At 65.8% G+C, this 14,852-nt stretch carries 13 protein-coding genes and 3 tRNA genes; 6 read left to right on the forward strand and 10 right to left on the reverse strand.

The genetic code is table 11. The features are described from left to right. Positions 1 to 259 precede the first annotated feature (259 nt). Positions 260 to 1,030 (forward strand): uL30 family ribosomal protein, encoded by a 771-nt coding sequence (locus ACZ3ZD_RS06575; protein ID WP_467394209.1) that lies wholly within the window; start codon positions 260 to 262, stop codon positions 1,028 to 1,030. Positions 1,031 to 1,446: 416 nt separating this feature from the next. Further along, positions 1,447 to 1,914 carry a hypothetical protein gene (locus ACZ3ZD_RS06580; RefSeq protein ID WP_467394210.1) on the forward strand — a complete coding sequence of 156 codons (468 nt, stop codon included), beginning with the start codon at positions 1,447 to 1,449 and terminating at the stop codon, positions 1,912 to 1,914. A gap of 116 nt (positions 1,915 to 2,030) precedes the next feature. Here ACZ3ZD_RS06580 and ACZ3ZD_RS06585 read toward each other — a convergent pair whose 3' ends face one another. From ACZ3ZD_RS06585 to ACZ3ZD_RS06610, 6 genes are all read right to left on the reverse strand, one after another. Then, positions 2,031 to 3,524, reverse strand: a complete 1,494-nt coding sequence (locus ACZ3ZD_RS06585) for a terminase large subunit domain-containing protein (protein WP_467394212.1) — start codon at positions 3,522 to 3,524, stop codon at positions 2,031 to 2,033. Continuing rightward, a complete protein-coding gene (locus tag ACZ3ZD_RS06590) occupies positions 3,521 to 4,054 on the reverse strand; it encodes a hypothetical protein (protein ID WP_467394214.1) in 534 nt (177 codons plus the stop codon). Before ACZ3ZD_RS06590 ends, ACZ3ZD_RS06585 begins: the two co-directional genes overlap by 4 nt. A 25-nt stretch (positions 4,055 to 4,079) precedes the next feature. Continuing rightward, positions 4,080 to 4,982: a ParB N-terminal domain-containing protein gene (locus ACZ3ZD_RS06595; RefSeq protein WP_467394216.1), complete on the reverse strand. Its 903-nt coding sequence runs from the start codon at positions 4,980 to 4,982 to the stop codon at positions 4,080 to 4,082. A 2-nt stretch (positions 4,983 to 4,984) separates the two neighbouring features. Further along, complete coding sequence (locus tag ACZ3ZD_RS06600) at positions 4,985 to 6,421, reverse strand: putative antirestriction adenine methyltransferase (RefSeq protein ID WP_467394218.1); 1,437 nt, start codon at positions 6,419 to 6,421, stop codon at positions 4,985 to 4,987. A 31-nt stretch (positions 6,422 to 6,452) separates the two neighbouring features. After that, a complete protein-coding gene (locus ACZ3ZD_RS06605) occupies positions 6,453 to 6,866 on the reverse strand; it encodes a DUF488 family protein (protein ID WP_467394220.1) in 414 nt (137 codons plus the stop codon). A gap of 208 nt (positions 6,867 to 7,074) precedes the next feature. After that, on the reverse strand, positions 7,075 to 8,223 hold the full coding sequence (locus tag ACZ3ZD_RS06610; protein WP_467394222.1) for a ParB/RepB/Spo0J family partition protein: 1,149 nt from the start codon (positions 8,221 to 8,223) through the stop codon (positions 7,075 to 7,077). Positions 8,224 to 9,080: 857 nt separating this feature from the next. Between ACZ3ZD_RS06610 and ACZ3ZD_RS06615 the strand changes: the two genes are divergently transcribed. Together ACZ3ZD_RS06615 and ACZ3ZD_RS06620 are read left to right on the forward strand one after the other, a co-directional pair. Continuing rightward, a complete protein-coding gene (locus ACZ3ZD_RS06615) occupies positions 9,081 to 9,614 on the forward strand; it encodes a hypothetical protein (protein WP_467394224.1) in 534 nt (177 codons plus the stop codon). Between the two features lies 1 nt (position 9,615). After that, positions 9,616 to 10,431 carry a hypothetical protein gene (locus ACZ3ZD_RS06620; RefSeq protein ID WP_467394226.1) on the forward strand — a complete coding sequence of 272 codons (816 nt, stop codon included), beginning with the start codon at positions 9,616 to 9,618 and terminating at the stop codon, positions 10,429 to 10,431. Here ACZ3ZD_RS06620 and ACZ3ZD_RS06625 read toward each other — a convergent pair. Next, positions 10,382 to 11,359 carry a recombinase family protein gene (locus ACZ3ZD_RS06625; RefSeq protein WP_467394227.1) on the reverse strand — a complete coding sequence of 326 codons (978 nt, stop codon included), beginning with the start codon at positions 11,357 to 11,359 and terminating at the stop codon, positions 10,382 to 10,384. The genes ACZ3ZD_RS06620 and ACZ3ZD_RS06625 overlap by 50 nt on opposite strands. Positions 11,360 to 11,919: 560 nt before the next feature. Here ACZ3ZD_RS06625 and ACZ3ZD_RS06630 point away from each other — a divergent pair. Beyond that, complete coding sequence (locus tag ACZ3ZD_RS06630) at positions 11,920 to 13,953, forward strand: tyrosine-type recombinase/integrase (RefSeq protein WP_467394555.1); 2,034 nt, start codon at positions 11,920 to 11,922, stop codon at positions 13,951 to 13,953. Here the strand turns inward: ACZ3ZD_RS06630 and ACZ3ZD_RS06635 are convergent. The 3 genes from ACZ3ZD_RS06635 to ACZ3ZD_RS06645 all read right to left on the reverse strand — a co-directional run bounded on the left by ACZ3ZD_RS06635 (position 13,910) and on the right by ACZ3ZD_RS06645 (position 14,325). Next, a tRNA-Ile gene (locus tag ACZ3ZD_RS06635) sits at positions 13,910 to 13,986 on the reverse strand. The two genes, ACZ3ZD_RS06630 and ACZ3ZD_RS06635, sit on opposite strands and share 44 nt — an antisense overlap. Before the next feature lie 187 nt (positions 13,987 to 14,173). Beyond that, a tRNA-Asn gene (locus ACZ3ZD_RS06640) sits at positions 14,174 to 14,246 on the reverse strand. Positions 14,247 to 14,252: 6 nt separating this feature from the next. Beyond that, positions 14,253 to 14,325, reverse strand: a tRNA-Asn gene (locus ACZ3ZD_RS06645). 159 nt (positions 14,326 to 14,484) lie between these two features. Here ACZ3ZD_RS06645 and ACZ3ZD_RS06650 point away from each other — a divergent pair. Beyond that, positions 14,485 to 14,790 (forward strand): YtxH domain-containing protein, encoded by a 306-nt coding sequence (locus ACZ3ZD_RS06650; protein ID WP_467394228.1) that lies wholly within the window; start codon positions 14,485 to 14,487, stop codon positions 14,788 to 14,790. The last annotated feature ends 62 nt before the right edge of the window (positions 14,791 to 14,852 follow it).

The raw sequence follows: 14,852 nt of genomic DNA on the forward strand, positions 1-14,852 counted from the left end.
CTCGCAGCCCGCCGGCGTGCCAGGGCCGGAATCAGGAAGTCAGGGGTGTCAAAGCGTGCCGAGGGTGATCAAACAACGTGCTGGAGTGGTGTAACCGACAGCAGAGTCTGGGTACCTGTGATTCACTCATCTGGCCAACAACTTGATCCACCTGAATGATCTGCCGGGCGACGCTCAGCCTGTCCCACTCGCCGTATCGGAATGGGATGCCATCATGGAATCTTAACGAAAAGATCGTTATCCAGAACCTGGAGACAGCTTGGCAACCCCAGACAATCCCCGGCAGGCATTCTACGGCACCAATCTCCTCGAAAAGTCCGTCATTGTCGAGCTAACAAGGTCAGGCGCACATGCATCGACGAGCGTCAAGGCAACCCTACGAACCATTGGCCTAAAACGCATTGGCGATGTGGCCATCCTCGCCGATAATTCACGAAACCAAGGAATGCTCATCAAGACGCGCGCCTACATTAAGACGTACGCGTCAGACTCACTACATCCCCAGAAAAGACTGAATCAAAAGAAAGCGAGGGTCATGTTCATTCGAAACTATAGGAGCGGTCATTACGTCGGACGAATCGCCACTTTCAAGACGACGAAGGAATACGCATCACTGGAGCACTATGATAGTTACTCGGTCCTCGCTTGGACTTCATCGGTCACCTACCCTCAAATACTCAACATCGCTAGACGTTTTCTGATCAACGCCGACACAATGACAGCCTTCATCGGCTCGGATGTGACGGCTCCTGACGTAGCGATCGAGGTTCCAAGGGCCGAGTCCCTTCTAACGTCAGAGCCGAGCGTAGATTTCGTTCGCGTCAATGGAGACTCGGAGGCATTCGCACTCCACTCTCCACTGGAGCGCGAGGTAGGACTATCCCTCCTGCAGATGAACTTCCTCTTTTCCGCAGCCGACCAAAAGCGCATGCTCGAAGTCCTGGAAGAGACCGGCTCGCCCATGATTCGCGCACGAGCTGATGATGTACTCCGAAATCTCTTGGCGCTCAAGAAGCCGGATGGTGAGTAATGCCAGACGGATGTTCCCCTCCTGGCCGGGCCCGCGCCATTCAGATTTATTCAAGCCTGGACGGCGCTCAATGTCTCATTGGTGACGGAATCACCATTCAGGAGGTGAGGGTCTTCTCGCTTTACACATTTCCACTCCGAGTACACCTATACTGGGAATGCGTAAGCGGCCATGTAGTGATGAAGTACGACTATCCCGACCCCATCATCTTGGACACCTCGGGAGATAACACACAGCCCCCGCCAACCCATCAATGGCGCCTGACGAAGAACCCGGATGCTCCGCCCGGCCCAACCCAGGTGAAGGTCCGGGTGGGTTGGCACAAGCCCCTTTCCGATGGGCGTGCGGGGAATGAGTCAATGTTGCCAGATCCACTGATCTTCAACGTCCAGATTCAGTGAAATCATCCGATTAGGATGAGCATGAAGCTCTTCATTCTCTGCTCCCCATTTCTCGCCGCGATCGTCCTGATCGGTTTCAACCCGATCATCACAAAAGCAATCGAACACTACGAAAAGGAATATTACAAGGATTTCCCTAATCTAGACCTCAAAGCCGAGACCAGTCCGCAGAGCATTGCAAATCTGACGGTTTATCTGGTTGACGCTTCGCAACTCGCTGTCTCCACCATCGCTCCTGCGGTCGGGATCGTGATCGCTCTTGCCGAGGTACCTCAGGCTGCATGGATGTGCGTCTTCTACATCGCAATGGCGATCGCAGGGCTGTTGGGATTCAACAGGATGTTGTCTTGGGATCCAGATCCCGAGAGATATTTTAAATCCCGATGGAAGGTAGGACACTACTCCCCTGTAGCTGTCGCTGGGGCGTTGTCCAATGCTGTCGCCGCTCTCTTCGTGGTGGCCAGCTATATTTGCATCACCTAAATGGATGGTACGGTCGCCGCAGATCACCGCATTGCACCGAATCCCATTCATGCGCTCCCAAGGGGCGATGGGTGCCGTTCTCCCCCCATAAGGGATCTTGCCATCCCCAGCCCCCTTCACCGACGTCCAGTCAGTCTCTGATCGTTCCTCGCATGCGGAGGCGGCATGGTGGGGTCAAGGAACAGATCCCACAGCGCCCACACCGCCGAGTCCAGCAAGTCCGGCGAATCCTCCGTCTCCCCCTGTCCGACGAACGTCGTCATCTGCTCCTCCAGCTCCGCGAACACCCGAGCGGAGCCCACGTGATGCACCCGGGCCTGCTCATACAGCTGCGCCGCCGGGGCCGCCCGCGCCCGCTTCCCCCGCGTGGCGTGAACGATTCGCCAGTTCACCGTCGGGTCCACCTGCTCCAGCAGCGCCGGCAGGTAGTCGCCGCCGTTGTTCGCCTCGATGACCACGCAGTCCGCCCGGTGCGCGTGGTACAGCTCGGCGGCCCTCTTCATCGCCTGCGTCGGCGTGTACCGGTCCTGCTCACAGTGCAGCAGATACCCGCCGGGCCGGTCGTCCCCGAACATCGTCTCCACCGGGAACCCGCGCCCCGCAACCGTGAACGCGGTCATGTCCGCGTTCTCGTGCGACTTCGTCGCCGGGTCGACCGCGACCACCACCCGCTGGAGGTCCGGCAGATGCTCAGGCCGGGAACGGAAGCCCTCGACCTCCAGCATCCACCCCTTCCACAGCGCGCCCTCCACGTCCTCGAGCAGCTCCCCGGACAGCTCCTGCCGCCCCAGCCGGGTGCCGGCGTACTCCTGCTCCAGCTCCTCGCGCGCCGCCGCCGACAGGTTCGCGTCGTTCTCCCGCATGTGCCCGCGCGTCAGCACCACCCGAGGCGGCGCCCCACCCTCACGGTGCGCCTTCTCCTGGACCCGGCCGCGCTCGACGAGCCGCTTGACGTGCGGGAGCGGCTTCGGCGTCGTGGAGATCACCACCTGGGGGGTGTCCGCCTCACGCAGGCAGAACCACAGCATGTCGTAGACCTCCTGGGCCGTGTGCCGTGACCAGGCCGCGTACTCGTCACACCAAGCCTTGTCGAACGCCCAGCCCCGCAGGTTGTCCGGCGTCTCCGCACCGAACCCGCGGATCAGCGTGCCGTTCGTCAACCGGAGCGTCGTCTCGCCCAGGCTGGAGTTGTACTTCGCCACCTCCTCCGGCGGAAATACTGACAGCAGCCCGCTCTTGGGGGACTCAAAGCAGATGTCCCGCACCAGCGTCGCGTTCTTGGCCACCACCGCGATCTGCAATCCCGGCGTCTCCGCCCACTGCCTCACCGTCTCCGCCGCCGTCCGCGACTTCCCCCAGCCACGGCCGGTGAGCAGCATCCACACCGTCCACAGCCACACCGGCTGACGCTGCGCTGCACGCGCATGGTGGTGCAGCCATCCCGCATGGGGCAGCCCGTCACAGTCCGGGACCTCGCACGCCCACCGTCGCGCCGACAACTCATCCGCGCGGATCAGCGCAGCCACCTCGGCCCGGATCTGCTCCTCGCTCATCACCGACGGGTCCGCGAACCCCTCAACCATGCGGCGCTTGGCCCAGCCCCGGCTCACTGCGCATCCTCCGACAACCGGCGCTCCAGCTCCCGGCGCAGCTGATCCATCCGGGCCCGGCGCTCCTCATCCGACAGCGCAGCCACATCCGCGCCCTGGTGCCGGTCCTCGACCGCCCCGGCTTCCGGTGCCTCACCCACGGCTCGCCGCTCGATCTCAGCCGCAACCTGGATGTACCGCAGCAGCTCAGACGGCGACAGCTCCCGCGGGTCGAGCATCTGAAGGCGGGCCACCGCCTTGCTCTGCACGGCCTGCGCCAACTTCGCGTGCCGACGCGCCAGATCACGCCGCGCCTGCGCCTGCTCCGCGAGGAACAACCGGTCCTGCTCCCGGTCATACGCGGCAGCACGCACCACCCACGCGAATTGCCGCGACCAGCGGCCCACCAGCGCGCGGGATTTATCCAACTCCCGTGCCACCTTCGTGACACTGCGTGCCGGGCCGAGATCTCGGTACACGGCGAACGCCTCGAACGCCTGGACCGACTCCCCGCTCTGCCGCTCCCAGGACTCCACGGTGCCCTCGGCCACCGCTCACCTCCTGGCCGACGGCCGACTATTTGTTCTGCGTGGCCAGGACTTCCAGCGCCCTCCACGGCTCGTCGGCCGGCACGGTGCCGTCCTGCACCATCCGGTCGATGGCCGCCCGCGCCACGGCCGCCGTCTCCACCGGCACCTCCCGCACCCCGAAGACCGTCTCCAGCGGCGCCGTGCCCGCCCGCGTCGGCTCCCCAGAGGCCGTGTCGAACCAGCCCTCGGCCAGCTCCCCCAGGTGCCGCTCGAACACCGCGAGGATCACGCCGAGCGCGGTCGCGCTGTTGCCGATCTTGTACGCGGCCCGGGAAGTCTCCAGCGCATCGAGCACCGGCTCGTACTGCTCCAGCCCGGCGAGCCACCGCTGGTCCGCCGCAGCCGTCGACCGGGCGGCATCGAACGCGGCTTCCGCCCGCTCCAGCTCATCGGGCAGGAACATGAACTGCACGCTGGCGAAGTCCAGGTTCGCCTCGCCCAGGGAGGCGACGTCCACCTTCTCCAGCAGATCCAGCGCCTTGTCATCCAAGCCCGTGTACTGCCGCCACTCCACCGACTCCAGCTCGTCGTACAGCTCCTTGAGGATCGCCGGATCGTCCTGACCCGTGATCGCGTTGTGCGACAGCTGCAGCGCGATCTGCCGCTGGCGGGGCAGCGGCTCGTCTATCTGCATCCACCAGATCTGCGACAGGCCGGCCTCGATCGCGGCAAGCGTGCGGTGGTTACCCGACAGCACCACAAGCCGCCCCGTTTCGCGGTCGTTCCACACCAGCGGCGTCGAGGTCAGGCAGCCGTCGCGCTGGATGTTCGCCACGAGCTGCCGGAACTGCTCGTGCGGCAGGAACCTGGCGTTGACGTCGAGCAGCGTCAGCGTGCGCGGATCGCCCTGCACCATCTGCGGCGGGGCGAGGCGAGTGGTCTCCTCCATAGTCAGACTCCCGTCTTCGTCGTCGGGGCGCCCCACCGCTTCGCCCACTTCTCAAGGGCGCCGGCCAGCGTGTGCTCGCCCATCGCCCCCTGGTACTGGAGCTGGTACTTCCAGCCGTCCTCGTTCGACGGGCCGCGCTTGGTCAGCCGCAGCAGCCCGCGGTACTTCATCGACACCGGGTTGTTGCTGAACGCCGTCGTGGACACCCGCCGGATGCGCCGCGAGAACGCCCGCTGGCACAGCAGCTGCGCCTCGGCGCTCGTGGCTGCGAGCACGATCAGCTTCGACAGCCGCGGGTAGTCGGTCGGCGCGACCGCGAAGTCCGACAGCACGTACGCCTCGTCCGGCGTGTACGAGCTCGGCGCCATCGCGAACACGCCGAGCACCCGGCCCTTGCCATCCTTCACCGCCACGGCCAGGTTCGCCGCCCCCGGCGCGATCTTCGGGTTCAGGTACCGGGAGCGCAGCGCGTTGAACTGGCCCGGCTTCAGCAGCGACAGGATGAGCGGGCCGACCAGCGCATCGCCCTGGCACAGGCGCGGGGCCTTCACCGGCTCGATCGGCTGGCGCGGCGCGACGATCCTCGTCCTGGCCTCGCTGGCGTACACGTAGAACGGAGCGGCGCGCGGGGTCGCCTTGATCACACCGCGCAGGTAGCGGTGCAGCTCCGGCACGTCGTGGTTGGAGGCCGTCAGCCAGTACGGCCGGTCCGTGATCGCGCCGAGCATACTGACCACGTCGCCATCGGACAGTGGCTCGTAGTCGGGCGCGTCCCAGGTGAAGTGCGCCTCCAGCGGCTCGTACAGCTTCTCGTAGCCGCCGCCGTAGAAGGGAGGGAACGAGCACACCGGGGCATCACTGGGCACCTTCTGGAGCCAGGAGCGCACGTCTTCGACCTCGTAGGAGGCGAGTTCGATATCTGAGCCGGAGAGCCGCTCCACCGTCTCCGTGTGCTTGGTCTTCCACTGCTCCCGGTAGGAGCGCACCACCCGTTCGTGCCAAAGCCCCTCGCGGCCGACGCTGGCGAGGAACCGGGTGCCGAGCATGAGCGTGGCCACGGTGCCGACTCCGTCGTCCAAGGAGTCGGCGAGCCAGCCGAGTTCGTCTCGGCTTTCCTCCCGGAGCTGGATGCCGACCGGCTGGTGGGTGAGCCACCTGCCGACCGCGCTGGTGTAGATGGACACGTCGGAGGAGTGCAGGGCGAAGCCCATGTCAGCCACGCTGCGCTCGATGGTGAAGTTGCCGCAGCACGGGACGTACATCGGGCCGCTCGGCCACAGGCTTGCGGTCTCGCGCACGATGGAGCGCATAGGGCCTGGGATGGTGCCCTGGAACATCTCTCGCCTCCCGACGTACGACAACGCCCGGCCTAGGCGGGGTGCCGGGCCGGGCGCTGCGCTGGAACCTAACACAAGGAGCACGCAGCCCCTTGAAATCATGTCACCTATCAGCCGCGCGCGGTTTCAACGCTCACATCAACGTGCCCTGCTGGTAGGGGTCGCCCTCCACCGGGGACAGCTCCCGCACGTCATCTCCCGTGACGTCCTTCCACCAGGCGGCGAACACCCGACGGTGGCACCACAGGCCCGGCTTGGCCAGGTCCTCGAAGCAGAGCAGAACCAAACGGTGATCGCCTTCCGCCTGGGCGATCTGCCGCAGCCGTGCCGCGATGCGCTCCGGCCCGAGCTGATCGAGGTCCGCCCGGTAGGCGACGATGAACTCGGGTTCGGGGCTGGAGAGGTAGTCGCGACGCGGCGCGAGTTCCCGCACCGAGTGGGTGAGGGAATAGGGGAGCTTGAAGCGGGGAGCGCCCAGGGTGATGCGCACCGGCACCCCCTGTGGGGCCTGGAACGCCTGGAACCGGTTGGTGAACAGAGTGAGCACGTAACGTCCTTTCATCTGTGCTCAGCGGCCGGGCGCGCCCGTCGGCGCCGCCGGCGTCGCACCCGGATGTCGTCGGCGCCCCGCTCAGGCCGCCGAGGACCTGAGCGGCACCGGGTCCGCAGGGAGCAGCCCCCTGCGGACCCGGCGAGTGGCCGTACACGCGAGCAAGGGGGAGGGGGCCCGGACTGAGAGCCCCCTCCCCCTTGCTCTACTTCGCCGCGGCTGCGGCCTTCTTGGCCGCCGTCCGGGGTGCCGGGACCTTGGCCGTCGTAGCCGCAGGTGCCGCAGGCTTGGCGGTGGTGGTCTTCGCAGTCGCCTTCTTCGCCGTCGGCCGCGGCTTGGCCGCTTCCTTCGCCTTGGGCTTCTCTGCCTCGGCCGCCTCCGGCTTGGCCTCGGCCTCCGCCTTCTTCGCCGCGGCTTCCTGCTGGACTTCGACCGCGGCCTTGTTGAACTCCGCCTCCATGGCCCGCTGGATACCCTGCGCCTTGCTCAGCAGGTTCCGCACCATCTGCACCTTGGCGTACAGGCGGCCGACGACGCGCACGTGGCGGCTGAGGTCGTCACCGAGGATGACCGCCAGGTCCTCGGGCTTCTTCTCGGCCAACTCCTCCAGCAGCGGGATCAAGACCTCCTCGGCCTTGCCGAGCCCGTCCTTCGCCTTCGCCTTGGCCTTCTTCCGCGTCTCCTGCTCCTCGGCTGTCGGAGCCTCTTCGCCAGTGAGGGAGGTCTGCTGCTCCATCAGCTTGAGCCCGTTGGCGAAGTGCTGCGCCTCGGCCTCACTGTCGAAGTCGCCGCGCACGTACCGCATAGCGGCCACCATCTGGTTGGCCGGGCTGAGCTGAGCGATGTGCCAGGCCAGGTTGTTCTTGATCTGGCCGTTGTCGACCATTTCCGCAACCTCGGGGCGCAGGGTGAGCAGGCCCAGCCGCCAGGTGATGTGAGTTTCCGTCTTGCCGAACTGCTTGGCAATCTTCGCCGGCGTCCATCCAGCGGCCTTGAGGTCGGCGTAGGCACCTGCCTCTTCCATGATGGTCATGTCTGCGCGGTTCACGTTTTCCGCGATGCTGAGCACGTACGCCTCCTCCTCGGAGGCGCCCTCGACGACCTTCGCAGGGATGACGTCCAGGCCGGCCGCCTTGCAGGAGCGCCAGCGCCGCTCGCCCGCGATCAGCATGTAGGGAACCTTGGCACCCTCGACCGGCCGGACGACGACCGGCTGAAGGAGGCCGTTCTCCTTGATACTGGCGGTCAGCTCCGCCTGCGCCTCGTCGGAGAAGAACTTGCGGGGCTGCTCCGGGTTGGGGGCGATCTCGCTGATCTTGATGTTGATGAAAGCGACCTTGTTGGTGTCGGCCATTTACCCGCGCCTTTCGTAAATTCCCTTTAGGGGGTGTTTCCATTTGTTCTTGCACTTATATCTTAAGGGCAAATACCGCCAAAGCAAGTGAAGAACTCTTTTAATTCAAAGGGAATTCAGAAAGGAAATTTCCCGCCTTTCCGGATTTCATTTTGCGTGCGGATACGAGAGAGCCCGCCACGACCGAGCGGTCAGTGGCGGGCTTGCTCCCGTCACGCACCCTGAGACCGCACCGGACGGCCGACTCCTCGCCAGGCGGGGCGCGGGGGGTCGGCCGCCCGGCGAGGAGCAGGGAAGGACGCCGCTTGCGCGACGCTGCCGGGTGCGTTCCTGCGGCTGCTGTATCCACCCGGCACATCAGAACGTACAACAGCTCGTCAAAAATGTCATCTATCTTGAGGAGGGAGAGGACGCACTCTGCCCTCACAGACGTCACGTCTCACCCCCGCCGCTTCCCGCACTCGGCTTCCGCTTCCGCATGAGCGCCATCACCTCCACGACCCTGCGCGCATCGTCCCCCGTCGACCGACTCACCCCACCGCGCAGGACCCGCGGGGCCCCCTTCGCAATCTCGGCGACCCGGCGTTCGTCAACCTCGGACATGGATATGCGGTTCCTCCCGTTGCACGGCGTGCGCCCCGCTTCGCCCGCCCTGTAAGCGACTCCTCGGGGCACCAGCCCGGAGGCAGGCGCATGGGAGCTCAGCCGGTGCCGCCTCACCGGTCGACGCTCCGCCGAGAAACTGTGCGACAAACCTTATAACCCCCGCCACCTGCATGTAGTGTTGAGCTCTACGCGCGGTGATCAGGGGCCGGTCACGCCGCCGGGAGCATACGACACAGCCAGAGATGACAGACATGGCAGACACCCACGACAGCGAGCAACCGCTCAGCCTGACGGCGAAGTTGCTCGCCCTGCTCAGGCTGCGTCGCGACCCCGATGGCTACACGCCGAGTGCGCGAGACGTCTCGGAGGCCACCCGAACTGGTCAAGGAGCCTCGATCTCCCACGGCCAGGTCACCAGCCTCTTGAACGGGTCCAGTGGCAATCCGCGGATGTCCACAATCAGTTCCGTGGCTGAAGCCCTCGGCGCGCCGGCCGGCTTCCTCCTCCCCGGAGCCGAGTGGGACGACCTGACCGCGCTCACGATGTACGCAACAAGTCCCGAGGCCCGTGAAGTTCTGCGTTTAATGCAGGGTCTTGAGGTGCAGGACATTCTTGAAATCAGCTCAAGGCTCCGGGAGATCCGTCGTCGGGAGGGGCTGCCAGAAGTCGTCCCGACGATCCCCCCACCTCCTCCCGGCGTCGACCAGCCTCGCGAGGGGCGTCCGCGCCGCCGGAGCTTGGAAGAAGCCGCTGACCGGGCAGCGGATGACTTGGAAGGACGCTGACGTGGACGGCCCGATCTTCGGCCTGTGCTCGGTACTCACCCTGGTGGGTGCCGCAATAGCCATCAGCCGGAGCCTCGTGCAGGAAAGAAGCAGCGGCGAGACGTTCCGACTGGCACTGTCCGCCCGCATCATGGCGCTGGTGAGTAGCTTCCTCGGCTCGCTGCTTGCGATCCCGGCTCTCGCGGACTTCACGGACAGAGCCACGGTAGCCGAGTTGTCCACGCTCCTCTCGGACATCGCCGCGGTGATCTTCTGCGTCAGCCTTCAAATCCTCGTCATCGACTGGGAGTACTACAGGGAACTGCCGCACTACGCGAGTGTCGCCTGCCGTATCGCCCTGGTCGCCATGGTGATCGGCCTGCTGATCTGGCAGTTCCACCGGACCGACCCCACTCGGCTCGGCGTGGACCTGTCCACCGCAGATGTACAGGTGAGGGAAGTCCGCACGTATCTACTGACGTATCTGTGCTTTTTTGCTGCTGCTGGTGCGGAGGTGGCAATGCGCGCCACCAGGCTTGCCCGAGGCATGCGGCAACGTGGCCGGGCGGCGAGCACCGGAGTGGCCGTGGCGGCAGCGGGGGCGGTGCTGGGCGTCCTGTACGCCGTGAGCCGAGGCGGCTACGTTCTTGCCTACGAAGACGGCCACGCGTGGCCTTCGACGCTCGAACACGTCATCAGCTCCACACTGGCGGGGCTGTCCAGCGGCTGCATCGCGGTCGGCTTGTCGATGGCCGTGCTCAGCAGCAGCCGCTCCGGATCGTCAGCGTCTAAGCGGAGCGAGGCTCCTGCTCGGCGGCACCCCACTGCCGCCAGGTGAGGGCGACCCGGTCCGCGTCCACGGTGCGCGAGCCCTTGGACGCGGCTGGGTACACGGCGATCTGCTCCAGGAGAAGAACGACCAGGCCCTTCTTGGCCTTCAACGGCGCGTGCTTCCACCAACGCACGAGATCCGGGACGTCCCCGACGGGGACGTGCTTCACCTGCTTCAAGAACCGGGCCTGTGTCGCCTTCTCCCGGATCAGGTTGGTCAACTCCTTGTCTGCCGCCTTGAACGCGGCGAGCGACATACCTGACCCCCTGGCATAATCCGCGCCCAACTTCTTCTGCCGCCGACGCGCCGAGGCGACCTGCTTGTCCAGGTCCGCTGCCTGGGCGAGCAGGTCCTCGCGTACGGCGGCGATCAGCTCTGCCACCTCGGGTTTGGCCAGTTCGGCCAGGACGTGTTCCGCGACGTACGTCTCGAACAGGTCGGCGTTGATGCGTACTTTGCCGCAGCCGCCCGGGTGCTGTGCCGAGCTGGGAGGGCAGCGGTGGCCTCGGGCTCCGGCGTTCGACGGCGACGCGCCCAGCGTATGACCGCAGAGGCCGCACACACTGATGGGACCTGAGAGCAGGTACTCCCGCTGGTCACCGCGCTGCTTGTCGGGGTCGCTGACCTGCCGCAGGGCACGGATGGCGAGGAAGTCCTCTACCGGGATGATCCGAGGGCCGCCGCTGTCGACCAGCTCGCCGTCTTCGGTCTCCCTCAGACCAGCGATGGCCGGGTGATGGAGGACGCCGGCCAGCACATCCGGCTTGAACTCGTTGCCCTGGGTGGTGCGGTAGCCGTGTTCGGTCATCCATGCAGTGATCGCCGGCCAGCTCTGTTTCTCCAGCCGCCGCGAGGCGGCGGCTCGGATACCTTCCGCCTCGTCCTCGCGTACGCGCTGGTACGCCATGTCCCAGAAACCGTAGAGCCTTGGCATGATCTCGACCCCTCTACCCGACCCCTCCCAACATCCACTAATTTACCAGCGAGATAGGTCACAGTTTAGATAGACCACCGAACACCTCAGAATCGCGCATTGCTCGTAATCATGGACTCACCTCCGTACGAGGCTCGACACCGAGCACCCTCCACAGCTCGGCCGTCGGTACACGGACCGTACCCCCAAGGGGCAGCGTCCTGACGGGGAACGTGCCCGTCCTGATCAACTCGTACGCCTTGTCGCGGCCAATGCCCAGGGCACGTCCAGCCGTTGTCACATTGACCGCGGCGGGGAGAGCAAGTAGCTCCTCCAGCCCCATGGCTCCGGTCGGCCCGCCCGCTTCCTGAGCAGTCATGTCGTTGGTCGCCTGTCTCCCCCGCGCCAACATGCTGGCAACTTTACAACGGTGTCCGACAGCCCCAGCAAGATCGAAAGAGATCACGCCAGACACGTACGGATACGTACGCACAACCCGGCTGGCCTGGAGCCAGCCGTCAGCAGGGGGTCGGATGTACTCGCCGAACTTCTACCGGCGATGCCAGTGCAAGGGTCCACTCATGGACAAGACGGGCAAGCCCGTCCTGAACGACGACGACAGCCCGAAGACCGGAGACATAGGGCTGACGTGCCCCAAGCTCGGCCGCAAGGGCCACGGAACGTGGTACTTCTCCCTGGAGTTGGAGCGCGGGGAGAACGGCAAGCGGCGCCGCGTCAAGCGCGGCGGCTTCCCCACCAAGGAGAAGGCCGAAGAGGAGGCCGAGAAGGTCTTCAAGGAAGCCGACCGCGGCACCGACGTTCTGTCCACCGAGACGATGGCCGACTACCTGCGGCGCTGGATCGACGCCAAAAAGTCCCTCGCCCGAACCACCCAGCACGGCTATCAGGAGCACATCGACAACTACCTCATCCCACACCTGGGCCACGTCAAGCGCCGTGACCTGCGCGTGCGCCACCTGGACCAGATGTACAAGGCCATCGAGCGTGAGAACGCCGAGCGCACGCTGCACCGCCTGCGGGTCGAGGAACTGACCCAGGCCCGCGACGCCGCCCACACAGCGTGGGTCCGCGCCGCAGGCCAGAAGGAGGAACGCCGACGCACCCGGCGTGCCTACCTGGAGGCCAACGCCGCACTGCGCGAGGGCCGCAAGGGACTGCGCAAGGTCACCTCTCCCGCAACGATGCACCGGATCAACGACACCATCTCCTCCGCCATCACCTGGGGGATGAAGCGGGAAGAGGCGTTCAGCAAGAACTGGGCCCAGCTCGTCGAGCTGCCGACGGTCAGCCGGCCCAAGCCCCTGGTGTGGACGCCAGAGCGGGTCGAGCACTGGAAGCGGACCGGGGAGAAGCCAAGCCCCGTCATGGTCTGGACACCCGAGCAGACCGGCCAGTTCCTCGACTTCGTCCGGGACGACTGGCTCTACGCCCTATGGCACTCCTTCATCTTCCTCGGCCCCCGACGGGGCGAGATGTGCGCCCTTCCATGGCCGGAAGTCAGCCTCGACAATTTCTGGCTTCGCATATCCGCCCAGATCGTTGAAGTGGCCTACCGGCTGTACGACGAAGCGCCCAAGGCCGACAGCGTCCGCACGCTGGACCTGAGCGAGGAGTCGACCGAGGTCCTGGCTCAGTGGCGAGCCAAGCAGGACCAAGCGCGTGAGGAGTGGTCTGGAGTAGAAGCCTGGGTCGAGTCGGACCGGGTCTTCACGCAGGAGAACGGCGAGCCCCTTCACCCCGACTGGGTGAGCCGACGCTTCAAGCGCCTGGTGGAGCTGTCCGGTCTGCCGCCGGTCCGCCTCCATGATCTCCGGCACATCTCGGCAAGTCTGTCGCTACTCCAGGGGAACGACATCAAGGTCGTCCAGGAGCGGCTGGGCCACAGCTCGCGCCAGATCACCTCCGACACCTACACCAGCGTCCTCCCCGAACTCGCGCGCCGCGAGGTCGAGTCCATGACGGCCGTGATCCCGCGCAGCGTCCCCTACAACGTGCTCCGCCCGCTCACCCTTCCCCAGAAGCTGTTCAGCGACGGCACGGCCGTCGTCTACGCCGACGCTGCCCGAGACGCCGACGGCGCCTGGACGATCAGCGTAAAGACTCCGCGCAACAGCCGCCCGCTCGGCAAGATCAAGACAGCCGTCGCCAGTCAGGAGAACGCGACCCGGACCGTGATCCAGTGGGTTCGCGACCACTGCAAGGACACCCGCCTGAGGATCTTGTCGGCGGACAAGGTGACTACACGTCTTCCAGGGCTGGGGAAGGGCCAGCATCACCTTGCCCGCTTCGTCATCGACGACGGGACGGAGATGGACCCTGAAGCGTGGGCGCCCGTCCCTGTCGCCCCAGGCGACTCCGAGGCCTCCAAGGAAGATCAGGAACGCTCCCAGGAGGCCGCACAGGGGGGCCTCAGGCCCGAGTGGGGACCTCCGGGCCCCTGTAGGGTCCCTGGATCTTGGTCTGGCGGAGTGAAGGAGGGCCGCCACGCTGGCGTGGCAGCCCTCCTTCGTACGTTTCCGCAGATAGAAACGCTTCTGCATCTGCAGCGTCTGGTGGGGCGGGTGGGACTCGAACCCACGGCCGACGGATTATGAGTCCGCTGCTCTAACCGGCTGAGCTACCGCCCCATAGCGGCGTGTCGCGTACACGTGTGCGCGCCGTCTGCCGCAGCATAGCCGCTCATACGATCTCCTGCCTCGGATGGGTCGGCTTCCGCGCTGCTCATGACCTTGAGGACTGCGCGGCGGGCACGACGGTTCCCGCGGGCAGGAAAGCGGACATGAAAAAGGACCCCTGAGGGGTCCTCGTTCAGCGCTCCCCCGACTGGACTCGAACCAGTAACCTGCCGGTTAACAGCCGGCTGCTCTGCCAATTGAGCTACGGAGGACCGAAGCTCCCCCGACTGGACTCGAACCAGTAACCTGCCGGTTAACAGCCGGCTGCTCTGCCAATTGAGCTACGGAGGATCGCCTCGATTGCATCGAACGTGCCTACCTGGGTATTCGCCAGAGGGCGGGCGCTCGCTGCGACACATACATTAGCGCAAGCAGGGGGGTGCTCCGCCAATCGGTATCCCTCGGCGCCAGCGCCGCACCAGACACCTACACACGGGAAGGGTGGCAGCCATGCGCTACCGGCTCACGTTCCTCGCCGGACTGGCCCTCGGTTACGTACTCGGCACGAGGGCCGGACGCGAGCGCTACGAGCAGCTGAAGAAGTCGGCCCGGCGGATCGCGCAGAACCCCGCGGTCCGCAACACCGCCGAGACGGCCGCCCAGCAGGGCCGTTCCTACGCCGGCAAGGCCTTCCACACGGTCAGCGACAAGGTCGGCGACCGTGTGCCGGAGTCCGTCGCCCAGCGGGTCCGCTCCCTACGGGACCGCAACGTCAACGGCGCGGGCGGGGACGACTGGGGCACCAGCAACACCTGACCGGGGCACCAGCAACGGCCGGGAAGCCCGCGCCCGCACCCGGTGCAGCACGGCCACCCCCG

This window comes from Streptomyces sp. NPDC023481, from assembly GCF_055560195.1.

Coding starts and splice junctions, on each gene's coding strand:
- ACZ3ZD_RS06580 (WP_467394210.1), top strand. CDS start 1,447: ATGAGCATGAAGCTCTTCATTCTCTGCTCCCCATTTCTCGCCGCGATC.
- ACZ3ZD_RS06595 (WP_467394216.1), bottom strand. CDS start 4,982: ATGGAGGAGACCACTCGCCTCGCCCCGCCGCAGATGGTGCAGGGCGAT.
- ACZ3ZD_RS06600 (WP_467394218.1), bottom strand. CDS start 6,421: ATGATTTCAAGGGGCTGCGTGCTCCTTGTGTTAGGTTCCAGCGCAGCG.
- ACZ3ZD_RS06610 (WP_467394222.1), bottom strand. CDS start 8,223: ATGGCCGACACCAACAAGGTCGCTTTCATCAACATCAAGATCAGCGAG.
- ACZ3ZD_RS06615 (WP_467394224.1), top strand. CDS start 9,081: ATGGCAGACACCCACGACAGCGAGCAACCGCTCAGCCTGACGGCGAAG.
- ACZ3ZD_RS06625 (WP_467394227.1), bottom strand. CDS start 11,359: ATGCCAAGGCTCTACGGTTTCTGGGACATGGCGTACCAGCGCGTACGC.
- ACZ3ZD_RS06630 (WP_467394555.1), top strand. CDS start 11,920: ATGGACAAGACGGGCAAGCCCGTCCTGAACGACGACGACAGCCCGAAG.
- ACZ3ZD_RS06650 (WP_467394228.1), top strand. CDS start 14,485: ATGCGCTACCGGCTCACGTTCCTCGCCGGACTGGCCCTCGGTTACGTA.